This window comes from Flavobacterium franklandianum (assembly GCF_007097365.1).
In the GTDB taxonomy this organism is placed as follows: domain Bacteria; phylum Bacteroidota; class Bacteroidia; order Flavobacteriales; family Flavobacteriaceae; genus Flavobacterium; species Flavobacterium franklandianum.
On the sequence record NZ_VJZR01000011.1, the window covers coordinates 1 to 23154 of the forward strand.

The 23154-nt window shown below is 35.5% G+C and carries 22 protein-coding genes and 1 tRNA gene; 16 read left to right on the forward strand and 7 right to left on the reverse strand.

Features of this window, described 5'->3' with window-relative positions:
* Positions 1-81: 81 nt before the first annotated feature.
* A complete protein-coding gene (locus FNW17_RS11930) occupies positions 82-717 on the forward strand; it encodes a porin family protein (protein WP_143391440.1) in 636 nt (211 codons plus the stop codon).
* Positions 718-787: 70 nt separating this feature from the next.
* On the opposite strand, the gene purL is transcribed toward FNW17_RS11930, so the two are convergent.
* The 3 genes from purL to FNW17_RS11945 all read right to left on the reverse strand — a co-directional run bounded on the left by purL (position 788) and on the right by FNW17_RS11945 (position 8227).
* Positions 788-4456 (reverse strand): phosphoribosylformylglycinamidine synthase, encoded by a 3669-nt coding sequence (gene purL / locus FNW17_RS11935; RefSeq protein ID WP_144071745.1) that lies wholly within the window; start codon positions 4454-4456, stop codon positions 788-790.
* Positions 4457-4549: 93 nt separating this feature from the next.
* Positions 4550-6604, reverse strand: a complete 2055-nt coding sequence (locus FNW17_RS11940; RefSeq protein WP_144071746.1) for an endonuclease — start codon at positions 6602-6604, stop codon at positions 4550-4552.
* Positions 6605-6700: 96 nt separating this feature from the next.
* Positions 6701-8227, reverse strand: a complete 1527-nt coding sequence (locus FNW17_RS11945) for a hypothetical protein (RefSeq protein WP_144071747.1) — start codon at positions 8225-8227, stop codon at positions 6701-6703.
* Between the two features lie 127 nt (positions 8228-8354).
* On the opposite strand from FNW17_RS11945, the gene FNW17_RS11950 reads away from it, so the two are divergent.
* From FNW17_RS11950 to FNW17_RS11965, 4 genes are all read left to right on the forward strand, one after another.
* A complete protein-coding gene (locus tag FNW17_RS11950; protein WP_144071748.1) occupies positions 8355-8828 on the forward strand; it encodes a PaaI family thioesterase in 474 nt (157 codons plus the stop codon).
* On the forward strand, positions 8828-9901 hold the full coding sequence (locus FNW17_RS11955; RefSeq protein ID WP_144071749.1) for an isochorismate synthase: 1074 nt from the start codon (positions 8828-8830) through the stop codon (positions 9899-9901). The genes FNW17_RS11950 and FNW17_RS11955 overlap by 1 nt, the downstream gene beginning before the upstream one ends.
* 92 nt (positions 9902-9993) lie before the next feature.
* Positions 9994-10710, forward strand: coding sequence for a bacillithiol biosynthesis deacetylase BshB1 (gene bshB1 / locus FNW17_RS11960; protein WP_143391434.1), 717 nt, complete (start codon positions 9994-9996; stop codon positions 10708-10710).
* Positions 10711-10772: 62 nt separating this feature from the next.
* Positions 10773-10846, forward strand: a tRNA-His gene (locus FNW17_RS11965).
* Between the two features lie 104 nt (positions 10847-10950).
* Here the strand turns inward: FNW17_RS11965 and FNW17_RS11970 are convergent.
* The 3 genes from FNW17_RS11970 to FNW17_RS11980 all read right to left on the reverse strand — a co-directional run bounded on the left by FNW17_RS11970 (position 10951) and on the right by FNW17_RS11980 (position 13325).
* Complete coding sequence (locus tag FNW17_RS11970; protein WP_144071750.1) at positions 10951-11967, reverse strand: M28 family metallopeptidase; 1017 nt, start codon at positions 11965-11967, stop codon at positions 10951-10953.
* Between the two features lie 37 nt (positions 11968-12004).
* A complete protein-coding gene (locus FNW17_RS11975; RefSeq protein ID WP_143391432.1) occupies positions 12005-12778 on the reverse strand; it encodes a dienelactone hydrolase family protein in 774 nt (257 codons plus the stop codon).
* A gap of 94 nt (positions 12779-12872) precedes the next feature.
* Positions 12873-13325: an Lrp/AsnC family transcriptional regulator gene (locus FNW17_RS11980; protein ID WP_143391431.1), complete on the reverse strand. Its 453-nt coding sequence runs from the start codon at positions 13323-13325 to the stop codon at positions 12873-12875.
* A gap of 142 nt (positions 13326-13467) precedes the next feature.
* Between FNW17_RS11980 and rocD the strand changes: the two genes are divergently transcribed.
* Together rocD and gloA2 are read left to right on the forward strand one after the other, a co-directional pair.
* Positions 13468-14751, forward strand: a complete 1284-nt coding sequence (gene rocD, locus FNW17_RS11985; protein ID WP_144071751.1) for an ornithine--oxo-acid transaminase — start codon at positions 13468-13470, stop codon at positions 14749-14751.
* Positions 14752-14967: 216 nt separating this feature from the next.
* Complete coding sequence (gene gloA2 / locus FNW17_RS11990; RefSeq protein WP_144071752.1) at positions 14968-15351, forward strand: SMU1112c/YaeR family gloxylase I-like metalloprotein; 384 nt, start codon at positions 14968-14970, stop codon at positions 15349-15351.
* 76 nt (positions 15352-15427) lie between these two features.
* Here gloA2 and FNW17_RS11995 read toward each other — a convergent pair whose 3' ends face one another.
* Positions 15428-17068, reverse strand: coding sequence for a CoA-disulfide reductase (locus FNW17_RS11995; RefSeq protein ID WP_143391428.1), 1641 nt, complete (start codon positions 17066-17068; stop codon positions 15428-15430).
* A 221-nt stretch (positions 17069-17289) separates the two neighbouring features.
* On the opposite strand from FNW17_RS11995, the gene FNW17_RS12000 reads away from it, so the two are divergent.
* From FNW17_RS12000 to FNW17_RS12040, 9 genes are all read left to right on the forward strand, one after another.
* On the forward strand, positions 17290-17919 hold the full coding sequence (locus tag FNW17_RS12000) for a Crp/Fnr family transcriptional regulator (RefSeq protein WP_143391427.1): 630 nt from the start codon (positions 17290-17292) through the stop codon (positions 17917-17919).
* A gap of 64 nt (positions 17920-17983) precedes the next feature.
* Positions 17984-18787 carry a sulfite exporter TauE/SafE family protein gene (locus FNW17_RS12005; RefSeq protein WP_143391426.1) on the forward strand — a complete coding sequence of 268 codons (804 nt, stop codon included), beginning with the start codon at positions 17984-17986 and terminating at the stop codon, positions 18785-18787.
* 82 nt (positions 18788-18869) lie between these two features.
* Positions 18870-20276 (forward strand): MBL fold metallo-hydrolase, encoded by a 1407-nt coding sequence (locus FNW17_RS12010; protein ID WP_143391425.1) that lies wholly within the window; start codon positions 18870-18872, stop codon positions 20274-20276.
* 1 nt (position 20277) lies between these two features.
* On the forward strand, positions 20278-20481 hold the full coding sequence (locus FNW17_RS12015) for a hypothetical protein (RefSeq protein WP_143391424.1): 204 nt from the start codon (positions 20278-20280) through the stop codon (positions 20479-20481).
* Positions 20478-20783 (forward strand): thioredoxin, encoded by a 306-nt coding sequence (trxA, locus tag FNW17_RS12020; protein ID WP_143391423.1) that lies wholly within the window; start codon positions 20478-20480, stop codon positions 20781-20783. Before FNW17_RS12015 ends, trxA begins: the two co-directional genes overlap by 4 nt.
* The gene (locus FNW17_RS12025) at positions 20780-20974 is read left to right on the forward strand and encodes a DUF6132 family protein (protein ID WP_143391422.1); all 195 of its coding nucleotides are present in this window, start codon (positions 20780-20782) and stop codon (positions 20972-20974) included. The genes trxA and FNW17_RS12025 overlap by 4 nt, the downstream gene beginning before the upstream one ends.
* A 31-nt stretch (positions 20975-21005) precedes the next feature.
* Positions 21006-21209, forward strand: a complete 204-nt coding sequence (locus tag FNW17_RS12030; protein WP_143391421.1) for a YgaP family membrane protein — start codon at positions 21006-21008, stop codon at positions 21207-21209.
* A gap of 106 nt (positions 21210-21315) precedes the next feature.
* Positions 21316-21909, forward strand: a complete 594-nt coding sequence (locus tag FNW17_RS12035) for a TetR/AcrR family transcriptional regulator (RefSeq protein WP_143391420.1) — start codon at positions 21316-21318, stop codon at positions 21907-21909.
* Positions 21906-23150 (forward strand): TolC family protein, encoded by a 1245-nt coding sequence (locus FNW17_RS12040; protein ID WP_143391419.1) that lies wholly within the window; start codon positions 21906-21908, stop codon positions 23148-23150. Before FNW17_RS12035 ends, FNW17_RS12040 begins: the two co-directional genes overlap by 4 nt.
* The last annotated feature ends 4 nt before the right edge of the window (positions 23151-23154 follow it).

Here is a 23154-nt window from a genome sequence, read left to right on the forward strand (position 1 = left end):
ATCGTTTAACAAAAACCAGCTACGGTTAACTTTCGAGTAACACGATACCTCGAGGCTCTGCCTCGGGGTAATTCATTTAAAATGAAAAAAGTAATCTTAATGATTGCATTCGTTACTATTACGGTAATAAATGGGAATGCACAAGCGACAACCGACAATCGAGAAACATTGTCATTTGGATTAAAAGTAGGTGCCAATTATGCTAATGTGTATGATTCTAACAACGAGGATTTTGTTGCCGATGGTAAATTTGGACTTGCTGCAGGGGCTTTTGTCGCCATTCCTTTCGGAAAATTTATTGGAATTCAGCCTGAGATTTTGTATTCCCAAAAAGGGTTTAAATCTACTGGAACGTATTTTGGAAGTACTTATGAAATGATCAGAACTACTGATTTCATTGATGTTCCACTTTTATTTGCCGTGAAACCAATTGGACAGTTAACATTGTTATTTGGTCCTCAATTCTCTTATTTGATGAAACAAAAGGATGAATTTACAGGTGGAAACATTAGTTCGACCCAACAACAAGAGTTTGACAATGAAGACATCACAAAAAACATCTTAGGTTTAACTGGTGGTGCCGATTTCAATGTGGATAATTTGGTTTTTGGTTTGAGAGCCGGTTGGGATATTAAAACCAATGAAGGTGACGGAAATTCTTCAACACCACGTTATAAAAATATGTGGTATCAAGCAACGGTAGGTTATAGATTCTAATTTAAGACATACATAAAAAAAGAAAAGCGTCCCGATTTTAGGACGCTTTTTCTATTTTGTAAAATTAATGCTACTGTTTTTCAATCCACAATCGTGCATTCACAAAAGCTTCGTGCCAAGGCGAAACTTCATCGTTTCTATCTTTTGGATAATGTGCCCAGTTCCATTGGAATGTCGAACGCTCAATGTGTGGCATCATAACCAAGTGACGACCTGTGGTATCACATAACATCGCTGTATTGTAATCCGAACCATTTGGATTCGCAGGATAACTATCGTAACCATATTTTCCTACGATGTTGTAGTTTTCTTCGGCTAAAGGCAAATTGAATTTTCCTTCACCGTGCGAAACCCAAACTCCTAAAGTTGATCCCGCCAACGTAGATAACATCACCGATTTGTTTTCTTGAATCGTTACCGAGGTAAAAATACTTTCGTGTTTGTGACTGTCGTTGTGCAACATTTTTCCGTGAACTTCGTGCTCTGGATTCACTTTTTCCAATTCCATAAGCAATTGACAACCGTTACAAATTCCAACGGATAAAGTATCTTCTCTTTTGAAGAAATTATCTAAAGCAGTTTTGGCTTTTTCGTTGTATAAAAATGCTCCAGCCCAACCTTTGGCAGAACCCAAAACATCGGAATTCGAAAATCCACCAACAGCTCCAATAAACTGAATATCTTCCAGATTTTCACGTCCCGAAATCAAATCGGTCATATGTACATCTTTTACATCAAAACCAGCTAGATACATTGCATTCGCCATTTCACGCTCAGAATTACTTCCTTTTTCACGGATAATAGCAGCCTTTGGCCTTGGTTTTGAATTGTCAATAATTGGTGCTTTTCCCGTAAAATGAATTGGGAAAGTATAGTTTAATACTTGGGTTGCGTAATTTTCGAAACGCGCTTTTGCAGTTCCGTTTTTGGTTTGTTTTTGGTCTAACAAGAAAGAAGTTTTAAACCAAATGTCTCTGTATTTGGCAATATCCAATCCACAAGGGCCAAAATCTAAAATTCCATTGGTAGTTGCTGTTCCTAATTTGTAGAAAGAAACGCCTTTGTTATTCAATACATTTTCTATTGCAGCATCGTCTTTCGCTTGGAAAACTACTGCAATATTTTCAGAGAATAAATATTTGATGATGTCTTTTTCTTCAAAAACGGAGAAATCAATTTTAGCTCCCAAATTCACATCGGCAAAACACATTTCCAATAAAGTAGTAATCAATCCACCACTTCCAATGTCGTGACCTGCCAAAATTTGATTGTCTAAAATCAATTCTTGTAAAGTATTAAAAGCATTTTTGAAGAAAGCGGCATCCTTGATAGTTGGTGCTTCGTTTCCGATACTGTTTAAAGTTTGTGCTAATGAAGAACCTCCCAATTTGAATTCGTCTTGAGATAAGTTGATATAATAGATTGAACCACCGTCTTTTTGCAAAACAGGCTCCACCACTTTTCGAATATCGATACAGTTTCCTCCAGCCGAAATAATTACCGTTCCCGGTGCAATTACTTCGTCGTTTGGATATTTTTGTTTCATCGAAAGGGAGTCTTTTCCGGTTGGAATATTGATTCCTAATTCGATGGCAAATTCAGAACAAGCTTCAACGGCAGCATACAAACGAGCATCTTCACCTTCGTTTTTACAAGCCCACATCCAGTTAGCCGAAAGCGAAATTCCTTTCATTCCGTCTTTTATTGGAGCCCAAACAATATTCGATAACGATTCGGCAATAGCAGTTCTAGTTCCTGCAACAGGATCAATTAAAGAGGCAATAGGAGAGTGCCCAATGGAGGTCGCAACTCCTTCTTTTCCTTGATAATCCAAAGCCATTACACCAACATTGTTCAATGGCAATTGCAAAGGCCCAGCACATTGTTGTTTGGCTACTTTTCCACCCACACAACGATCGACTTTATTGGTCAACCAGTCTTTACAGGCTACGGCTTCCAGTTGTAATACTTGCTCTAAATAAGTGGAGATATTTTTTTTGTCATATTCTAATGCAGGATAGTTGTAATTAATGGTTTTATCCGTCATCACTGTTTTTGGCGAACTTCCGAAGAAATCTTCCAACGCATAATCCATTGGTTTTAAACCTGTAGTTTTAGACTCGAATGTAAAACGGTGATCGGCTGTAACGTCGCCCACTTGGTACATTGGAGAACGCTCCCGATTTGCAATTTTTTGAAGTAAATCGATGTCTTTTTTGCCAATAACCAATCCCATTCTTTCCTGAGATTCGTTACCAATAATTTCTTTTGCCGAAAGGGTAGGATCGCCAACTGGCAATTTGTCCAAATCAATCAAACCGCCTGTTTCTTCGACCAATTCCGATAGACAGTTCAAGTGTCCGCCAGCACCGTGATCGTGAATGGAAACTATTGGATTATGGTCGCTTTCTACCAAACCACGAATGGCATTTGCAGCACGTTTTTGCATCTCAGGGTTCGAACGTTGTACGGCATTCAACTCAATGCCAGAACTCATCGCTCCAGTATCGGCAGAAGAAACGGCAGCACCACCCATTCCAATTCTATAATTTTCTCCTCCAAGAATAACGATTTTGTCACCTTCTTGTGGTTTGTGTTTTATGGCTTGATCTAATTTTCCGTAACCAATTCCACCCGCTTGCATAATTACTTTGTCGTAACCAATTTTGCGATTGTTTTCCTCGTGTTCGAAAGTCAAAACAGAACCGGTAATAAGTGGTTGTCCAAATTTATTTCCAAAATCAGAAGCTCCGTTCGATGCTTTTATCAAAATATCCATCGGAGTTTGATACAACCATTTTCGTTCTTTCATTCCGTTTTCCCAAGGTTTGTCTTGGTTTAAACGAGAATACGATGTCATATAAACTGCTGTTCCTGCCAATGGCAACGAACCTTGACCACCAGCCAAACGATCTCGAATTTCACCTCCAGCTCCTGTTGCAGCTCCGTTGAAAGGTTCTACAGTGGTTGGGAAATTATGGGTTTCTGCTTTTAAGGAAATAACCGAATCAAATTCTTTTATTTCGTAAAAATCAGGTTTGTCAGCAGTTTTTGGAGCAAATTGTTGCACTCTTGGACCTTTTACAAATGCTACGTTGTCTTTGTAAGCCGAAACAATATCGTGTGGATTTTCTTGTGATGTTTTTTTGATTAATTTGAAAAGAGACGTTTCTTTTTCAACCCCATCTATAACAAAAGTTCCGTTGAAAATTTTGTGACGACAGTGTTCTGAATTGGCTTGTGAGAAAGCAAAAATCTCAGAATCGGTTAATTTTCTACCTAATTTGGTTGACAAATTATCTAAATAATCTACTTCTTCGCCACTCAAAGACAAACCTTCTGATTGATTATAAGCCGCAATATCTTCAATGTTTAGAATGGCTTCAGGTTGGATGTGAATCGTGAAAATATCTTGATTCAACTCGGTGTATTTTTGCGAAAGCATCGGATCGAAATCAAAAGAATCGTCAGTAGCTTTGTGGAATTCTTCGATTCGAATGATTCCGGAAATCCCCATATTTTGAGTAATTTCTACTGCATTGGTACTCCAAGGCGTAATCATAGTGGCACGAGGGCCAACAAAAAAATCCGACAATACGGATTTTTCTATTTTATGGGAGTCGGCAAAAAGCCAGTTGAGTTTTGAAATGTCTTGAGCTGACATTTCGTCTTCGCTCAATGCATTTTGCGTCTGAACAGCATATACCGTTTTGCTTTGGTTTTCAAAGAAATGAATCATTATGATAGTGAAGTTAGTATTGTTTTGGTTGCAAATTTAATCAATTAAGATTTAAAAAAAAAGCGTCCCGATTTTTATCTGGACGCTTTGAATTTAGTTGATGATAATCTTCTTGGTGGTTGATTTGGAATCTTTGGTGACCTTGAGCAAGTAGGTGCCTTTTGGAAGATTCGTTACCAATATTGATGAACTTTGTGTGTTGCTCTTTTCAAAAACTTTCTGCCCTAATAAAGAAAATATTGCAACAGAATGAACTCCATTGGAATCATCAAAAAGAATATTGAAATTCCCTTTTGATGGATTGGGATATATTTTGAAATCCTCTTGACTTAAAGTTTCCAATCCTAAACCTGAAAAACAAGTCCAAGAAAGGTCGTCAAAAGCCACACGATTTGTTGCAGTACTATTATCGGTAATACTTATAACCACATCCCCTGCAATATTGATTCCTGAAATGGTTGTGGTTGTCGATACACCTGTAGTGCTGTATGGAATGGTTCCCACAATATTTCCATTGACACGAAGATTGAAAGTTCCGCTAGTTCCAGTGAATCTTAGTTGAGTCGTAACGGTTAAACTACCAATTCCGTCAGCAGATGTTGAAGCCGAAAGAGATCCGTTTCTGATACAGATGGCTCTTGTAGTGTTTAATTTTTCGTCAGTCCGCGCATCAGTTGCTGTCCAATTCAAGCCTGAATCTCCTGTCCAAGTTTTTGGTAGCGTGTAGGATGAAGCAGCAGCAGGAATATTTTCGAAACTTTCGCTGGCACAAGAAGTTGAAATAACTGTCGTTGTTCCGTTTACGGAATTACTTTGCAGGGAAGAATTTCCTGCAGCATCTTTGGCAATTACATAAAAAGAATAAGTTGTTGTTGGTGCAAGTCCATTTACTAGTGCAGTTGTTCCAGAAACGGATGATTTAAAAATGGAATTCAGATACACATCGTAACTGGTTACCCCAATATTATCGGTGCCGGCAATCCAACTCAAGGATACCGTGCTTGATGAACTTCCTGTGACAGCCAAGTTTGATGCTGTTGTTGGATTTTGGGTGTCAGGAACAAAAACGGTTGTTGTTCCATTTACCGAATTACTTGCAAGAGATGAATTTACAGCAGCATCTTTTGCTATTACATAAAATGTATAACTTGTTGTGGCTGAAAGTCCAGTTATTGTTGCATTTACACCTGAAACAGAAGTTTTTAAAACACCGTCCATATAAATATCATAACTGGTAACGGCAACATTGTCTGTGCCAGCAGTCCAACTTAGGGAAACAGAACTGGATGTTGTTCCTGTAACTACTAAATTTGTGGCAGCGGTTGGTGTTTGTGTATCTGCAACTGGGTTCCAAACGGCTTGCACATATTCTGGATGATCGATATAAGGATTTCTATTATTCTGGCGGGCATAAATGGCATTATTTCTAGTGATTTCTCTAGCATTTACCGGGTCTTGAGCGTGCCAAGTCAATAGCATATTTAAGAATGATGTAGTGAAAACTTGATCTGTAGTACCGTTGAACATTGGAAAAGAATATCCAGCGACAGTATTTTCATAACGAGTTGCAAAATAAAAGTACATTCGAGCTATGTCACCTTTAAATTCATCGAGGGGTTCAAAAATATTTCCGCTATAACCCGCAATGGCACTTGAACCAAGTTTACTTCCATTTTTTGAAGTCCAAGATACTGAGCCAACAGTTCCGTGAGGATAATTACTCCTCATTCCATTTACTTTACCATCGGTTGGAGTGATGGAATGGGCATCGGATACCATTGGAGCATTAGAACCAAAAACCGATTGAGGAATAATGTGCTCTCTATTGTAACAATCACCTTCTGCAGAATAATTTCCACATCTTTGAGTTGAAGCTATAGAATAATTGTAGGGATCGACACTCGTGGGGTTTTCAGAATACATATCTAAAACGGTTCCATCATTTTCATAAAAATTGTCTATGTCTGATGTTTGATAGGTGGTATATAAACCACCATAACCATTATCGATGTGGCCTTTTATAATGTTATATAAATTTGTTTTTAGTGTATATCCTGTGCCTGTTGCTGTAGAATAATATCCTGCGGGAACTTGTGCATAAGAAATTAGAGAAAATAATAATGCTGTAAAAAGTAATTTTAGGTTCATTGAATGCAATTTAATAATGTAAATGTTTATTTTTGAAGTGCAAAATTAGATAAAAGTCAAACGGATTTAACTAGTTTGAACGTTAATTTAATACTATCATTTAGGAAATGGCTTGTTTTGGTAAGCACCCAAATCAGGAGGTAAAGTTCGGGTGTTTCCTAGAATATCCAACGAAATTAAATAAGTAGCATTGCCTTTGGCAAAAGCCGCAGAAGTATTGTCAATATTGAATTTATTTTCTGCTATTTTGAAGAATTTTGGGTCTTTATTTTGGATAATTGCGTTATAATGCAAAGGATCTGTAGTAAACTGATATTCAGGATTATTGGTGTATTGATTTGAATCATTGTTGAATTTAATCAAGCAATTATTGAATTGATAAACAAAGGCAGATCCCGTTTTTTTATTCAAAATCATTTCGTTGGAATAAGAACCATAAATAATACAATTATTGAATGTGGCAGCCGTTAAATCTTTGACTTCTGGCGTTGCACCAGTGTAGTAATTATTAACCAAAACCGCCACTTGGCTTGAACTGTTCCAATTATTATTGAAAGTACAATGAGTAAACTTATAATCTCCACCATAAGTGCAAGCCAAACTGCCTAATCCAGCATTATTGACAACTAAATTTTCGCCATTAATTTTCGCTGTTTGGGCAAGAATTCCATAATTAGAAGAATTGTAAATTTGGGTATTTTTTATATCAACCGTTGTACCGTTATTGTTTTGAATCAATAAACCAATCGCCGCATTTTTTATGGTTAAATGATTTATTTTATGATTGGTGCTTCCATCGGTAAGCCAAATAGCACCCCATTGTCCTGGAACATCGAAAAAATCGGGTTCCAATCGATCACCTTCAAAAACAACTTCATTCTCCATCTTATCTGTTGTAGAAGTAGTTCCATTTACATTTAATGAAGCATTTTTCGCTAAAATAAGTCCTGAATTTGCATGAAAATGAACTCTCGTTCCCGGATCAAAACTGACAGTTTTCCCAGAAGGAACCGCTGCATAACCATAAATCACATACGGTTTTTGCTTGGTGAATGTCAATTCATTGCCATTTACAGGATCATTTTCGTCTAAAAAGAAACCGTAAATTTCTTCATTACCAATAGGAAGTGATTCGGTTGTGCCATCGTCATAACGTTGCGGATAAAGAAAAATCGCATCTTGAATCAGTGTTACCAATTCCACTTTTTGAAGATTAGTTCCACCATCAAATAAAATTTGGTCAGTGTATAAAAAATCAGTTGGATTGGCATCGGCAATATTGGCGGTAGTTTCTACAAAAATATACACGCTGTCTTTAGCCAAAAGATTGACATTATTAAATATTTTGCCTTGATTTCCTTGCGTGCCATCAACGGTCATTCTGTATTTCGAATTGAGGCCTTTTCCTAATTGAATGGTCGGAATTGTGATATCATTTTTACTATTATTATAAACTTTCAGCGTATAAGTACTAGAACCAATGTTAGTAAAAACGGTATCTAAGTAGATAGTATCTCTCGAAAATTTTAAATCTCCTGTACTTGCAACGGTTTCAAAATCAGTTCTACAAGAACTAAGAGCTATAAGAATACCAATAATAAACAAAAATGTAAACTGACGCATTTTGATTGATTTTTTTGTAAAAATAGGAAATTCTAATTGTATAAAAGAAAGAAAATAAAATTTGAACTTCGATTAACATTTGTTTTTACCGTCTTTTATCTAAATTTACACTTTTAAAGCAAAATCAATGACATTCGACAAAGAAAAAATACTGCAGTATTGCAATTCTATTTCAGAAAATACTTTAATGCAAACACTAAATATCAAATATACCGATGCTGGACCAGATTTTTTAGTAGCAACAATGCCAGTAAACCCTACGGTTCACCAACCTATGGGATTACTGCACGGCGGAGCTACTGTGGCTTTGGCCGAAAGTGTAGGCAGTGCAGCTTCGTTTCTATTTGTAAATGAAGAACATAGCGAAGTACGTGGAATCGAAATCTCGGCCAATCATGTCAAAGCAAAACGCAACGGTCTGGTAACTGCAACGGCAAGAATTATTCACAAAGGAAGTAGTATTCACCTATGGGAAATTCGTATCACCGACGAAAACGAATCGCTAATTTCGATTTGCAAATTGACTACGATGATTTTGCCAAAAAGAAAAATTCCCCTAACCCCCGAAGAGGGAATTAAAGTTGAACCTACTAAACAATAATGAAACAATTTTTAGATAAAGCCAAGAACCATTTGGCACAAAATCTTCCTTTTGTACTTTATAAAAAGCCAAAAGAAACCAATATTACAGGTCTTTTTCAGAAAAATGATACGCTTTTCGCTGTAACTGATTTTACCGAAAAAGGGTTCGTTTTTGCTTCTTTTGATGGAACTAAAATAGTTTTGATTCCCGAAAAGGAGTCCGAAATAAGGAATACTGTTTTCCAAAAAACAGAAATTGTAATTCAGGAAAAAACCCTCAATTTATCGGATGAAACTGCTCAAAACCAATTCGAAAACTTGGTCAAAAAAGGGATCCAGGCTATTGAAAATAATGAATTTAAAAAGGTAGTTTTATCACGAAAAGAATCACTGAATTTAACTGATTTTGATTTAATTACTGCTTTCCAAAATTTGGTTCAATTGTATCCAACCACTTTTGTGTATTGCTTTTATCATCCAAAAATAGGCACTTGGTTAGGTGCAACGCCAGAACAATTGTTGAAAGCAAATGACGCTGAATTCAAAACCATTGCTTTGGCGGGAACACAAAAAGCCACAGGTTCTAATGAAGTGGTTTGGCCAAAAAAAGAACAAGAAGAACAGCAATTCGTCACCGATTATATAGTAGAAAAACTAAAAAATGTGGCCTCTGAACTAGTGGTTTCAATACCTTACAGCCTAAAAGCAGGAAGTATTTGGCATATCAAAACCGATATTTCAGGAAGATTGAATTCGAGTTCCAGTTTGCAACAAGTGATTCAATTATTGCATCCAACACCCGCAGTTTGTGGCTTTCCAAAGGATAAATCCAAAGCATTTATCTTAGAAAACGAAAAGTATGACCGTACTTTTTACACCGGTTTTCTAGGAGAATTAAATATGGGCGACAAAACAGATTTGTTCGTAAATTTGCGCTGTATGGAAATTGAGGTTGCTTCGAAAATCGCACTGGCACAAGCGCATTTATTTATGGGTTGCGGCATCACAAAGGACAGTATTCCCGAAAAAGAGTGGGAGGAAAGCAAGAATAAATCAGTAACGATGAAGAAAATTTTAGATTGCAGATTTTAGATTGCAGATTTCAGAATACAAATCAACGATTGTATCTGTTTTACAGATATTGCCATTGAAATTGCCATTAAAAAACTTAAACAAAACAGAAAATGAAACTAGACATATTAGCATTTGGTGCGCATCCCGATGATGTAGAATTAGGTTGTGGCGGAACTATTGCCAAAGAAATTTCGCTTGGAAAAAAAGTGGGAATTATCGATTTGACTCGCGGAGAGCTAGGAACTCGCGGTTCAGTCGAAATTAGAAATCAAGAAGCTGCCGTAGCTGCCAAAATTTTAGGAGTTTCCGTTCGTGAAAACCTCGATATGCGCGATGGTTTTTTTCAAAATGATGAATCACATCAATTAGAAATTATAAAAATGCTTCGGAAATACAAGCCCGAAATAGTTTTATGTAATGCTATCGAAGACCGTCATATCGATCACGGAAAAGGAAGCAAATTAGTATCAGACGCTTGTTTTTTATCGGGTTTAATAAAAATTGAAACAGAGCTTGATGGAGTAAAACAAGATGCTTGGCGTCCCAAATTAGTGTATCATTATATACAATGGAAAAATCTAAATCCTGATTTTGTGGTAGATATTTCTGGGTTTAATGAAAAAAGAATAGAAGCTATTTTAGCGTATAGTTCTCAATTTTACGATCCCAATTCAAATGAACCCGAAACACCAATTGCATCTATAAACTTTTTAGAAAGTCTCAATTATCGTGCGCAAGATATGGGTAGGCTAATAGGTACTGATTACGCAGAAGGATTTACAGTCGAAAGATATTTGGCAGTCAATAGTTTAGGAAATTTGATGTAATTTTTTAAAATTTTTCTTTGTAAATGCCAACTTAAGTGTTATATTTGCACTCGTTAAAAATGGTGGTTGTAGCTCAGCTGGTTAGAGCGCTGGTTTGTGGTGCCGGAGGTCGCCGGTTCGAAACCGGTCATCCACCCAAAATATAAAAGCTTCGAAGAAATTCGAGGCTTTTTTTGTGGCCAAAAAAAAGAGCTTAAAATTTCTTAAAAGCTCTTTTAAATTCTATTGATTTTTAATTACCTAACTCCCACTTTTATCTACCACAGGACGATTGTCTCTATTGGCTAATTCCCAAGCAATAGCAAAGGCAAGTTGGGTTCTTTTGGTCAAAGCATCAAATTCAATTTTTTCTACATCATCTGTAGGTTTGTGATAATCGGCGTGAACACCATTAAAAAGAAAAACCGATGGGATTCCATTTTTGGCAAAATTGTAATGGTCTGAGCGATAATAAAAACGATTTGGGTCAGATCTGTCGTTGAATTTATAATCAATAAACAAGTTGACATAATTTTTATTGGCCTCTTCGCAAATATTGTATAAATCACTCGAGAGATAATCGGAACCTATTAAATATACATATTTATTGGATTCTTTATGAAATTCATCACTTCGTCCAATCATATCAATATTAATATCGGTTATGGTGTTGGCCAAGGGAAACAAAGGATTTTCGGCATAGTAACGGGAACCGTGAAGTCCGTGTTCTTCTCCCGTAACGTGAAGAATTAGTATAGAACGCTTTGGCCCGTGACCTTCATTTTTAGCGATTTGGAAGGCTTGTGCAATTTCGAGCAAGGCTACAGTTCCAGAACCATCATCATCGGCACCGTTGTAAACTACTCCATTTTTTACACCAACATGATCATAGTGAGCCGAAATTACGATTACTTCATTTGGTTTTTCAGAACCTTCAATGTAGGCCCAGATATTTTCGGAATCGGGTAAGTTTTCATTTTTACTGGCATTCAAAAAAGCGGCAGGAATTCTTTGGTAATAATCTGTTGCCCCTTTTGGAAAAGGAATCTGGTCGATTTTGTATTGATTTATCAAATAGTTACCTGCTTTTTTCTGTCCCAAGGAACCAGTTTCACGTCCTTCCATTTCATCAGAAGCTACAATGTAAAGATGTGTTTTTAAATCTGTTTCAGTGATAGTATTAATATATTTTGTAGGTGGCACATCGGAAACACTGTTTTTTTGTGAAGTACACGAAAGAGTAGATGCAAGCAAAAAAAGGATTAGAATTTTTTTCATTTTAAATGTATTCATATTAATAACTAATGATTAATGCTTATTTTTTTAAAACTTCAACTAAGAAAAGTTTCAAATGTTCCCAAGAGCGATTTGCAGCAATTCCGTTGTAAGCAGCTCCTTTTGAATTGTCAGTTCCTGATTCAGGATTAGTAAAAGAATGCACCGCATTGGCATAATAAATCATTTGCCAATCGGCTTTTGTATCTCTCATTTCTTGTTGAAAAGCGTCGATTTCTTCCTTGGATTCATAAGGATCATCGGCTCCGTGACAAACCAAAACCTTGGCTGTTATAGGTTCTATAGTTCTTTTAGCATCTTTTCCTAATCCGCCGTGAAAGGAAACTACACCTTTAATATTCAAGTGACCTCGTGCAGCTTCAAGCGCTCCGGTTCCACCAAAACAATAGCCTATGACAACTATATTATCTGGATTGGCACCTGAAAGAATTAATTGTTCCAATGCCAATGAAATTCGTTTTTGATAGTCCACAAAATTGGTTTTGTAATAACCCGCATTTTTTCCTGCTTCATTGTAGTCTTTTGGATAATTTCCTTCGCCATAAATATCGGCAATAAAAGCATAATAACCTAATTTTGACAAGTTTTCAGCAGTATCTTTCGATAATTTATCAATTCCCATCCAAGCGGGAAGTATCAAAATTCCTGGTTTTTGTACACTTTTTGACTTGGGTTGAATGCCAAAACCATTCAAAACCTGATTACCATCCTTGTAGGTCACTGGTTTCAATTGCGCAAAAGAACCATTAGCATACAAAACGAGTGCTAAAAATAAAGAGACAAAATTTTTCATAACAATATTATTTTTAACAAATATCTGAAATAAAACAGAATAATTAAAGATGAACGATTGTTAATTAAGGAATTTTTACCAAAACGAAGCACATTTACAAACTCACATTCCGCTTAAAAGCACAACCCAATTCCATAATTGAATCCGTTTTTGAAATGCCCGGAATATTGTCAATTTTTTCATAAAGAATCTTCCGCATATGTTCGTGATTTCGAGCACTGATTTTGATATAAAGCGTGAACAAACCCGAAATATAATAGCATTCCGTGATTTCGGGAATTTTTTTCAACTCTTCGATAATCCGAGTCGAATCCTGATCCTTATTCAAAGTAATTCCGGTAAAGGAACCCCAATCATAACCTGCTTTTTTCTCGTTGATTACGGGTTTAATACCCAACAAAATGCCTTGTTCCATCAACCGATTGACCCGCTGATGCACCATCGTATTCGAAATTTTGAGATTAGCGGCTATGGTCGAATACGCCATTCGACCGTCTTTTTCCAATTCTTTGATAATTAAAATATCAAATTGGTCTAGGTTTTCCATATCTTTTAATATTAAATTGACTTAAATTTTGCTATAAAAAATAAATATGACTTATTTAGTGTAAATGTAAGTCAAAATCATCATTTTTTATGGTAAAATAAAATATTATAGTATTTTTGTGTTCTAATTTAAACCATTCACAATGCAGCACATACATCCAACTCTTTCCTCAAAAGCGGAAGTTTTAATCGAAAAAGAAAACCAATACGGAGCACACAATTACCATCCACTTCCTGTTGTTTTAGAAAAAGGGGAAGGTGTTTTTGTTTGGGATGTTGATGGCAAGAAATACTACGATTTTCTATCGGCTTATTCGGCTGTAAATCAAGGGCATTGTCACCCAAAAATTATCGGGGCAATGATCAAACAAGCGCAAAGATTGACTTTGACCTCTCGTGCATTTTATAATGACCAATTGGGAGTTTTTGAAGAATATGTGACCAAGTATTTTGGGTTTGACAAAGTATTACCAATGAATACAGGAGCCGAAGCAGTAGAAACAGCACTTAAATTATGCCGAAAATGGGCGTATGAAGTTAAAGGTATTCCTGAAAATCAAGCACAAATTATCGTGTGCGAAAACAATTTCCACGGACGAACTACCACTATTATTTCCTTTTCCAACGACGAAAGTGCGCGCAAAAGTTTTGGTCCTTTCACCGAAGGTTTTATAAAAATACCGTACGATAATATTGAAGCGCTTGAAAATGTTTTGAAATCATCGAAAAACATTGCCGGATTCTTGGTCGAACCCATCCAAGGCGAAGCGGGAGTTTATGTGCCAACGGAAGGTTATTTGGCTAAAGCAAAAGCCCTTTGTGAAGCGAATAATGTATTGTTCATTGCTGATGAAGTGCAAACGGGAATTGCTCGTACAGGACGATTATTAGCCACTTGTGGAAATTGTTCTTGCCAAAATGGATGCGAAAATAATCCGGAGGTAAAACCTGATATTTTAATTTTAGGTAAAGCAATTTCAGGTGGAGTCTATCCTATTTCGGCAGTTTTGGCCAACAACGAAATTATGAATGTCATCAAACCCGGCCAACACGGTTCTACTTTTGGCGGAAACCCAATTGCCGCTGCCGTTGCCATTGCCGCACTTGAAGTAATTAAAGACGAAAAACTAGCCGAAAATGCCGAACGATTAGGAATTCTTTTAAGAAAAGGATTGAACGAAATAGCCCAACGAAATCCGTTAATTGAATTGGTTCGCGGAAAAGGATTGTTGAACGCCATTGTGATCAATTGTGGCGAGGATTCTGATTTGGCTTGGAATATCTGTCTTTGTTTTAGAGATTATGGCTTATTGGCTAAACCCACTCACGGCAACAAAATACGCTTTGCACCACCATTGGTAATCACAGAAGAACAAATTCAGGAATGTTTGGAAATTATTGAGAGAGCGTTGAATGATTTTAAATAGTTGGAATCTTTAACTTAATTCAAGAAAAAACTACTATAATTGACAATTTACATTGGTTTTTTCTTTGTTTCTGTTTCTAACTATGAACCGGTTTCCAAAGCCCATATCCGCCATTTAAATTCATGGAATAGATACCAGCTATTCGTAGTGTTATTTGAAAAATTAAACATTATTAAAAGTCGAAATTGCTGTGTATTCTATGTTAAAAAAACAACTATGCTAAACAAAATACATCATACAGCCATTATCTGTTCGGATTATCAAAAATCCAAAAAATTCTACACCGAAGTCTTGGGATTGGCCATAATCCGTGAAGTGTATCGAGAAAATAGGCAATCCTATAAATTGGATTTGGCACTCAACGGAACTTATGTTATTGAATTATTTTCATTTCCTAATCCGCCACAAAGAGTGTCAAGACCAGAGGCAGCAGGACTAAGACACCTTGCTTTTGAAGTAGATGATTTAGAGAAAATTATTGAGCATTTACAAAAATTCAAAATAGAAGTTGAACCCATTCGGATAGATGAGCATACAGAAAAACGATTTACTTTCATTGCTGATCCTGATAATTTGCCAATAGAGTTTTATGAAGAATAAAAATTAAAGATTTGTCAACATTTATAAGAATGTTGGCAAATCTTTTTTCAATTCAAATTAGATAAGCCGCTACATTTTAACTATTCACAGGTTTCCAAAGCCCATATCCGCCATTCAAATTCACAGAATAGATATTGTGGTTTCTCAAGATGCGTTGCGCCAAATAGCCTCTCAATCCAATTTGGCAATAAATAACATATTTCTTTTTTTTGTCAAAGAAATCTAGATTGTCCCTCAAAGTATCCACATCCATATTAATAGCATTGGGAATAGCACCGTTTTCAAATTCGGTTTTGGTTCTTACATCAATCAGAATTGCTTTTTCAGTCAAAAGATAGTCGTCTAATTGGTCGTAATTGATGAAACGTACATCGTCGTTCAGCATATTTTCGGCAACGTAACCCAGAATGTTCACAGGATCTTTGGCAGAATTATAAGGCGGAGCATAAGCTATTTCTATTTCTTGTAAATCATAAATAGTCAAATTCCCTTTGATGGCCGTAGCAATCACATCGATCCGCTTATCAACACCTTCTTGTCCTAAAGCTTGTGCGCCATAAATAGTTCCGTCTTCTCCAAAATTCATTTTCAGGACAATATTCGTAGCTCCGGGATAATAACTGGCGTGATTGGCACGAGTTACGGTCACAGTGCGGTAGGGAATAGCGTAACGTTTCAATAATTTTTCATTGAGTCCGGTTGCGCCAACAGTCAAATCGAATAATTTAATAATGGAAGTTCCTAAAGTTCCTTTATACGAAATTTTGTTTCCTCTCGTAATATTATCAGCCACAATTCGCCCTTGACGATTGGCTGGCCAAGCTAGTGGAATCAACACTTTCGCCTGATTGATGTAATGCGAAACTTCGACAGCATCGCCCACGGCATAAATATTAGGATCCGAAGTTTGCATAAATTCGTTTACGGCAATTCCACCTGTAATTCCTAAATCCAACCCTGCAGCTTTCGCCAATGCGTTTTCAGGCTTCACGCCAATAGCAAACACAACAGTATCAGCCAAAATGGTTTTGCCAGTATTTAATTTCAATTCAATTTCATTTCCCATTTCCTCGAAAGCTTCAACACCTGTATTTACAAGAATATTCAGGTTTTTAGCAGTGGCATGATGTTCCACCATTTTTGCGAACTCATAATCCACTGGAGCCATCACTTGGTTTCCCAATTCGATAACGGTGACATTTAATCCTTTTTCAACCAAATTTTCGGCAACTTCTAATCCAATAAAACCACCACCAACAACAGCTATGTTTTTCAAATCCTTAGTTTTGGCAATGATTCGATCCATATCAGCCACATTGCGAAGCGTCATTATTTTATCGGAATCAATTCCGGGAATATTGGGTCTGAAAGGTTCTGCACCGGGCGATAATAAAAGTTTATCATAGGATTCGATATAAATTTCTTTGGTAATCAGGTTTCTAACTTCAACAGTTTTGGCTTCTTTGTTAATTTTTAAAACCTCGTTAAAAATGCGAACATCAAGGTTATATCTTGTTTTTAAGGAAGCAGGTGTATTCAATAATAACTTCGAGCGATCTTCGATAACACCGCCAATATGGTAAGGAAGTCCGCAATTGGCAAAGCTTACATGTTCTCCTTTTTCAAAAATAATGATTTCATTTGCTTCGCTCAGTCTTCTCAATCTTGCTGCAGCAGTTGCACCACCAGCAACGCCACCTATAATTAATATTTTCATCTGTAAAATAGTATTTATGTCTAATTATGATGCAAATTTCATAAAACAGTTCCTAGTTATATGTAGCTTTTGTTACATAAAACGAAATGATTTTAAAATAAAATGAAATAATCAACCATAAACTTTAAATAGTAAATTATCTGACAAAGTGTTTTGTGTTTTTATGTTAAATGTTAAATTTTTTAGCGAAATTTACATTCAATAAAAGGCATAACTAAATAATGAAAGAATTACTTAAACAAACTTACGGATATCTATTTGAAGATAAATTAATTGAGGAAATTGTAGAAACTTCTTTGCTCAGAGATTTCAAGGAAGGTGATATTCTAATTGATTTTGGCGATTCTATTAGAAAAATGCCTTTGCTGCTTTCAGGAGCTATTAAAATATTACGTGAGGATTTTGACGAAGGAGAATTGTTGTTGTATTTTATTGAAAAAGGCGATACTTGTGCGATGACAATGGCCTGCTGTTTAGGCGAAACTAAAAGCGAAATTAGAGCCGTTGCCGAAACTAAAGGACAATTAATTATGATTCCAGTTAGTAAAATGGAAGAGTGGTTAGGAAAGTATAAAAGCTGGAGAAACTACGTTTTCAATAGTTATAACAATCGTTTAAAAGAAATGCTTTCAGCTATTGACAATCTGGCATTTATGAATATGGACGAACGATTATTAAATTATCTAAATGACAAATCAAAAGTAGTCAAATCCAATGAAATTCATTCGACACATCAGGAAATTGCTTATGACTTGCACACTTCTAGAGTTGTTGTTTCACGCTTGCTCAAAGCATTAGAAAACAAAGGCAAAATTAGTTTGAAAAGATCTTCGATTGTGTTGCTGAAATGAGGTAACATTTGTTACAAAACAGGAATATTTAATACCCTATTTTTGCGATTATAAATTTTTATAAATGGAAATATCTCAATTAATAGGATACATTTTGGCTGTTTTTGTTGGTATGACTCTTGGGATGTTAGGTAGCGGGGGTTCGATACTTTCGGTTCCTATTTTGGTTTATGTAATGGGCATTGAACCAACATTGGCAACCGCATATTCCTTATTTGTTATTGGAACAACCTCTTTAGTGGGTGGAATTCATAAAGCCAAACAAAAATTAGTCGATTTCAATAAAGTAGTTTTATTTGGGATTCCTGCGGTAATTTCCGTTTTTATTACTCGAAAAATTATAGTTCCTAGGATTCCCGATATTATTTTTTCGATTGAATATTTCACTCTGACAAAATCAGTTTTGATAATGATAGTTTTTGCTATTGTTATGATTTTTGCATCGGTAAGAATGATAAAACCGTTGAAAGAAAAAAACTGTACTGATGCTGAAAAACTCAATTATAATAAAATTGCATTACTGGGAATTTGTATTGGACTTCTTTCTGGATTTGTGGGAGCTGGAGGTGGCTTTTTAATCGTTCCAACTTTATTGATTTTTGCCAAAACACCTATGAAAATGGCAGTTGGAACCTCACTTTTTATAGTTTCCTCACAATCTCTAATTGGGTTTATTGGAGATATTATGAGTGACCAAATTATCGATTGGAAGTTGCTGGAATACTTTACTTTAGCTTCAATTATTGGAATATTTATAGGAAATTTTATTTCAAAAAAAGTAGCGGATGAAAAACTTAAAATAAGTTTTGGTTGGTTTGTGCTTTCCATGGGAATTTACATCATCATTCGAGAGCTTTTCTTATCATAATAATTTCCCAAAAAACAGCCTTACAAATTAGAAATCGATTAAAAAATAAATAAATTTACAGTATAAAAAACACGTTTAAGAAATGAAAATCAAGCAAATTTATACTGGATGTTTAGCACAAGGGGCTTATTATATCGAAAGTAAAGGCGAAGTAGCTATTATTGATCCTTTACGTGAAGTGCAACCTTATATTAATAAGACCAATAAAAATAACGCAAAAATTAAGTATATTTTTGAAACTCATTTCCACGCCGATTTTGTGAGTGGTCACGTCACTTTAGCCGAGAAAACTGGAGCTCCAATAATTTTTGGACCAACTGCCAATCCTAGTTTTAAAGCACATATTGCAGCCGATGGCGAAGTTTTTTCTTTGGGAGAAATTACAATAACTGTTTTGCACACACCTGGACATACTTTAGAAAGTGTATGTTATCTTTTGAAAGACAAACATGGAAAAGATTATGCCCTTTTTAGTGGTGATACTCTGTTTTTAGGAGATGTAGGCCGACCAGATTTAGCTCAAAAAGCAGCGAATATGACTCAGGAAGAATTGGCAGGAATCTTATTTGATAGTTTGAGAAACAAGGTAATGACATTGGCAGATGATGTCATTGTTTATCCAGCTCATGGCGCAGGAAGTGCTTGTGGTAAAAACCTAAGCAATGAAACCGTTGGTTCTATAGGAGATCAAAAGAAAACCAATTATGCGCTTCGAGCTAATATGACTAAGGAAGAATTTATCAAGGAAGTTACCGACGGTTTATTGCCGCCACCTTCTTATTTTCCGATGAATGTAAAGCTCAATAAGGAAGGTTATGAGAATGTAGAAGATATTATTAGTGATGCCATAGCTTATGATGCAGAAACTTTTGAATTAATTGCCAATAAAATCGATACCGTAATACTTGATGTTCGCCATCAGGATGATTATTCTAAAGGACATATCCCGCAGTCCATTTTCATTGGTATTGACGGTGATTTTGCTCCTTGGGTTGGAGCTTTAATTCCTAATATCAAACAACCAATTCTTTTGGTTGCTCCGTTGGGAAGAGAGGAGGAAAGCATCACACGTTTGGCTAGAGTAGGGTACGATAATACTTTGGGTTTCCTAAAAGATGGATTTGATACTTGGAAAAAAGCAGGAAAAGAATATGATACAGTAAATTGGATTACTGCCAATGGTCTGGAAGAATTAATGGAAGAAAATGTTCCTATTTTTGATGTTAGAAAATCGGGTGAATTTACTGCTGAGCATATCGAAGGTGCTCAATCAACTCCTTTGGATTTTATTAATGATCATATTGCCGAATTTCCAAAAGAAGAGGAATTTTATGTACATTGTGCTGGAGGATATCGCTCGGTGATTGCATCTTCCATCTTAAAAGCTCGAGGATATCATAATATTGTCAATATTTTAGGAGGATTTGCCTCTATCAAAAAAACGACAATAAAAACAACCAATTACGTTTGTCCGTCAACATTAAAATAATTTGAAAAATCTACTATTTACAAATTGGCACACGATGAGATGGGTAAGATTGGCTTTTGCTTTGTTTTTATTCATGCAGGCTTTCACAACAATGGAGTGGTTTTTTGTAGCATTCGGATTGTTTTTCTTGTTTCAAGTTGTTTTTAATTTAGGCTGTGGACCAAATGGTTGTAGCATTCCTAATACTAAATATTCAAAAAAATGAGCACAAATTTTGATACAATTATAAACTCAGAAAAACCAGTTTTAATTGATTTTTTCGCTACTTGGTGTGGCCCGTGCAAAACGCTTGCGCCAATTTTAAAACAAGTAAAAGACAATCTTGGAGAAGGAATTACTGTCCTGAAAATTGATGTCGATAAAAACCAACAATTGGCTTCAAAATATCAAGTTCGTGGAGTACCTACTTTGATTTTGTTCCAAAACGGGAAGCAATTGTGGCGACAATCGGGAGTTTTGACCAAAGATGAAATTATAAAAACCATCGTCGAAAAAAGCAACGAATGACTAATAAAGCCATAATTATCACAGGAATTGGAGTAATAGTTGGAGCCATTGCAGGTTATTTATATTACTTTTATGTAGGTTGCGCTTCTGGAAGTTGCGCCATAACTTCAAAACCCTTAAATAGCACTTTATACGGTGCCACAATGGGTGGATTAGTTTTTAACATGTTTATAAAATTACCAAAAAAATAATACTATTTTAACCAATTTAAATTTAATTATCATGAAAAAAAATATGGGATCAGTAGACAGAATTTCTCGCATTATTTTTGCAATTGTTATTGGTGTATTGTACTTCACAAAAGCAATTGAAGGTAAAGCTGCTTTGGTTTTAGGAGTTTTTGCAATTGTTTTCTTGCTAACAAGTTTAATTAGTTTTTGTCCGTTGTATGTTCCATTTGGATTTACTACCTGCAAAAAGAAATAATAATAGTTTTTTCAAACAAACAATTATTATGAAAAGTACTTTATCACGAAATACTTTTTTAGTTATCTTTGTTAACCAAATGGTTAAACCGTATAGTTAAGTCAAAATGACAACCGAAGAAAAAATATTCAACGCAGCCCGAATTATCTTTCAAAGAAAGGGCTTCGCAGGAGCAAGAATGCAAGAAATCGCAGATGAAGCGGGTATCAATAAAGCGATGTTGCATTATTGTTTCAAGAACAAACAAATGCTTTTTGAAGCTGTTTTTATGAATGCCTTTAGTCAATTGGCTCCACAAATCAATGGCATTTTCTTTTCACAAGATTCTCTTTTTGACAAAATCAGGAAGTTCACTCATAGCTATATTTCATTTGTAATTTTAAATCCCTATTTGCCAGCATTTATAATTCAGGAAATGAACAATAATCCAGAATTTGTAATGTCTTTTTTTAAAAATGAAAACAGACCTAATCCAACTATTTTAATTTCCCAAATCGAAAAAGAAATCACCGACGGCATCATTAAACCCATCAATCCAAAACAGCTATTGATGAATATCATTTCGATGACGGTTTTTCCTTTTGCAGCGCAAATGTTGGTCAAAGGAATGTTACAAATTTCAGATACAGAGTTTTATACAATGATGGAAGAACGAAAAACCAGCATTGCCGAACAAATAATAAATTCCATAAAAAGATGAAAAGAATTGTAATTATGTCCTTTTTATTGGCAACATTTTATGCTAATGCACAGCAATCATTGACTTTGGAAGATTGTTATGCTTTGTCCAATAAAAATTATCCAATAGCCAAACAAATTGGATTATTGCAACAAAAATCAGATTACGAAGTGGAGGCTTTGCAAACCGGAAAGCTTCCCAAAATAGATTTAGTTGCTCAAAGTACTTATCAAAACCAAGTTACTTCAGTTCCGATACAAACAATCCAATCAGTCAATAAAGACCAATATCGAGCTACTTTAGATGTCAATCAGCTTATTTATAATGGCGGATTGATTGATGCCAACACCAAACTCAAAGAAACACAAACCAAAACGCAACAACAACAAGTTGAAGTTAATTTGTACCAAATCAAATCCAGAGTCAATCAGTTGTTTTTTTCTATTTTGCTTTTGCAAGAGCGAAAAGAGTTGCTGATTTCCAAACAAGAACAGTTGGTTTCCAAAATAAAAGAAGTAAATGCTGGAATCAAATACGGTGCGATTTTGCCAGCTTCCGAAAAAGTATTGGAAGCCGAAAACTTGAAAATTAAACAGCAACTTTCAGAAATACAATTCGATAAAAAACGCTTGTTCGAAAACCTTTCATCCTTGACATTTACGACTATTTCTGAAACCACTATTTTGCAACAACCAATACTAATTACCCAAGAAACGGCTGCAAACAATCGCCCGGAATTAAAATATTTTGAATTTCAAAACCAACAAATAGAAGCCTCGAAAACTGTTATTTCCAAAAATAATCTACCCAAAATTAATGCTTTTGGAAATGCAGGCTATGGAAATCCGGGTTTGAATATGATAGACAATTCATTTCAACCTATATTAATGGTGGGATTGAGAGCCAATTGGAATGTCTTTGATTGGAACAAATTGAAGGCTGAAAAAGACGCATTATCAGTTTCGGCCGATATAATAGCTACAGAGAAAGAAACCTTTTTGCTCAACAATTCTTTGCAATTGCAGGAAATGAGTAACGAAATTCAGAAATCGGAGGAAATCATCAAAACCGATTCAGAGATTATTGATTTAAGAGAATATGTCGAAAAATCGGCAAACTCCCAATTGAAAAATGGAGTCATTACCACTTCCGAATATTTGGTGGAATTCACGAATTTATATGAAGCGAAAACGAATCAAAAATTGCACGAAATTCAATTGGCTTTGGCGAAAGCGAACTATCAAGTTGTCAAAGGAAATTAATTAA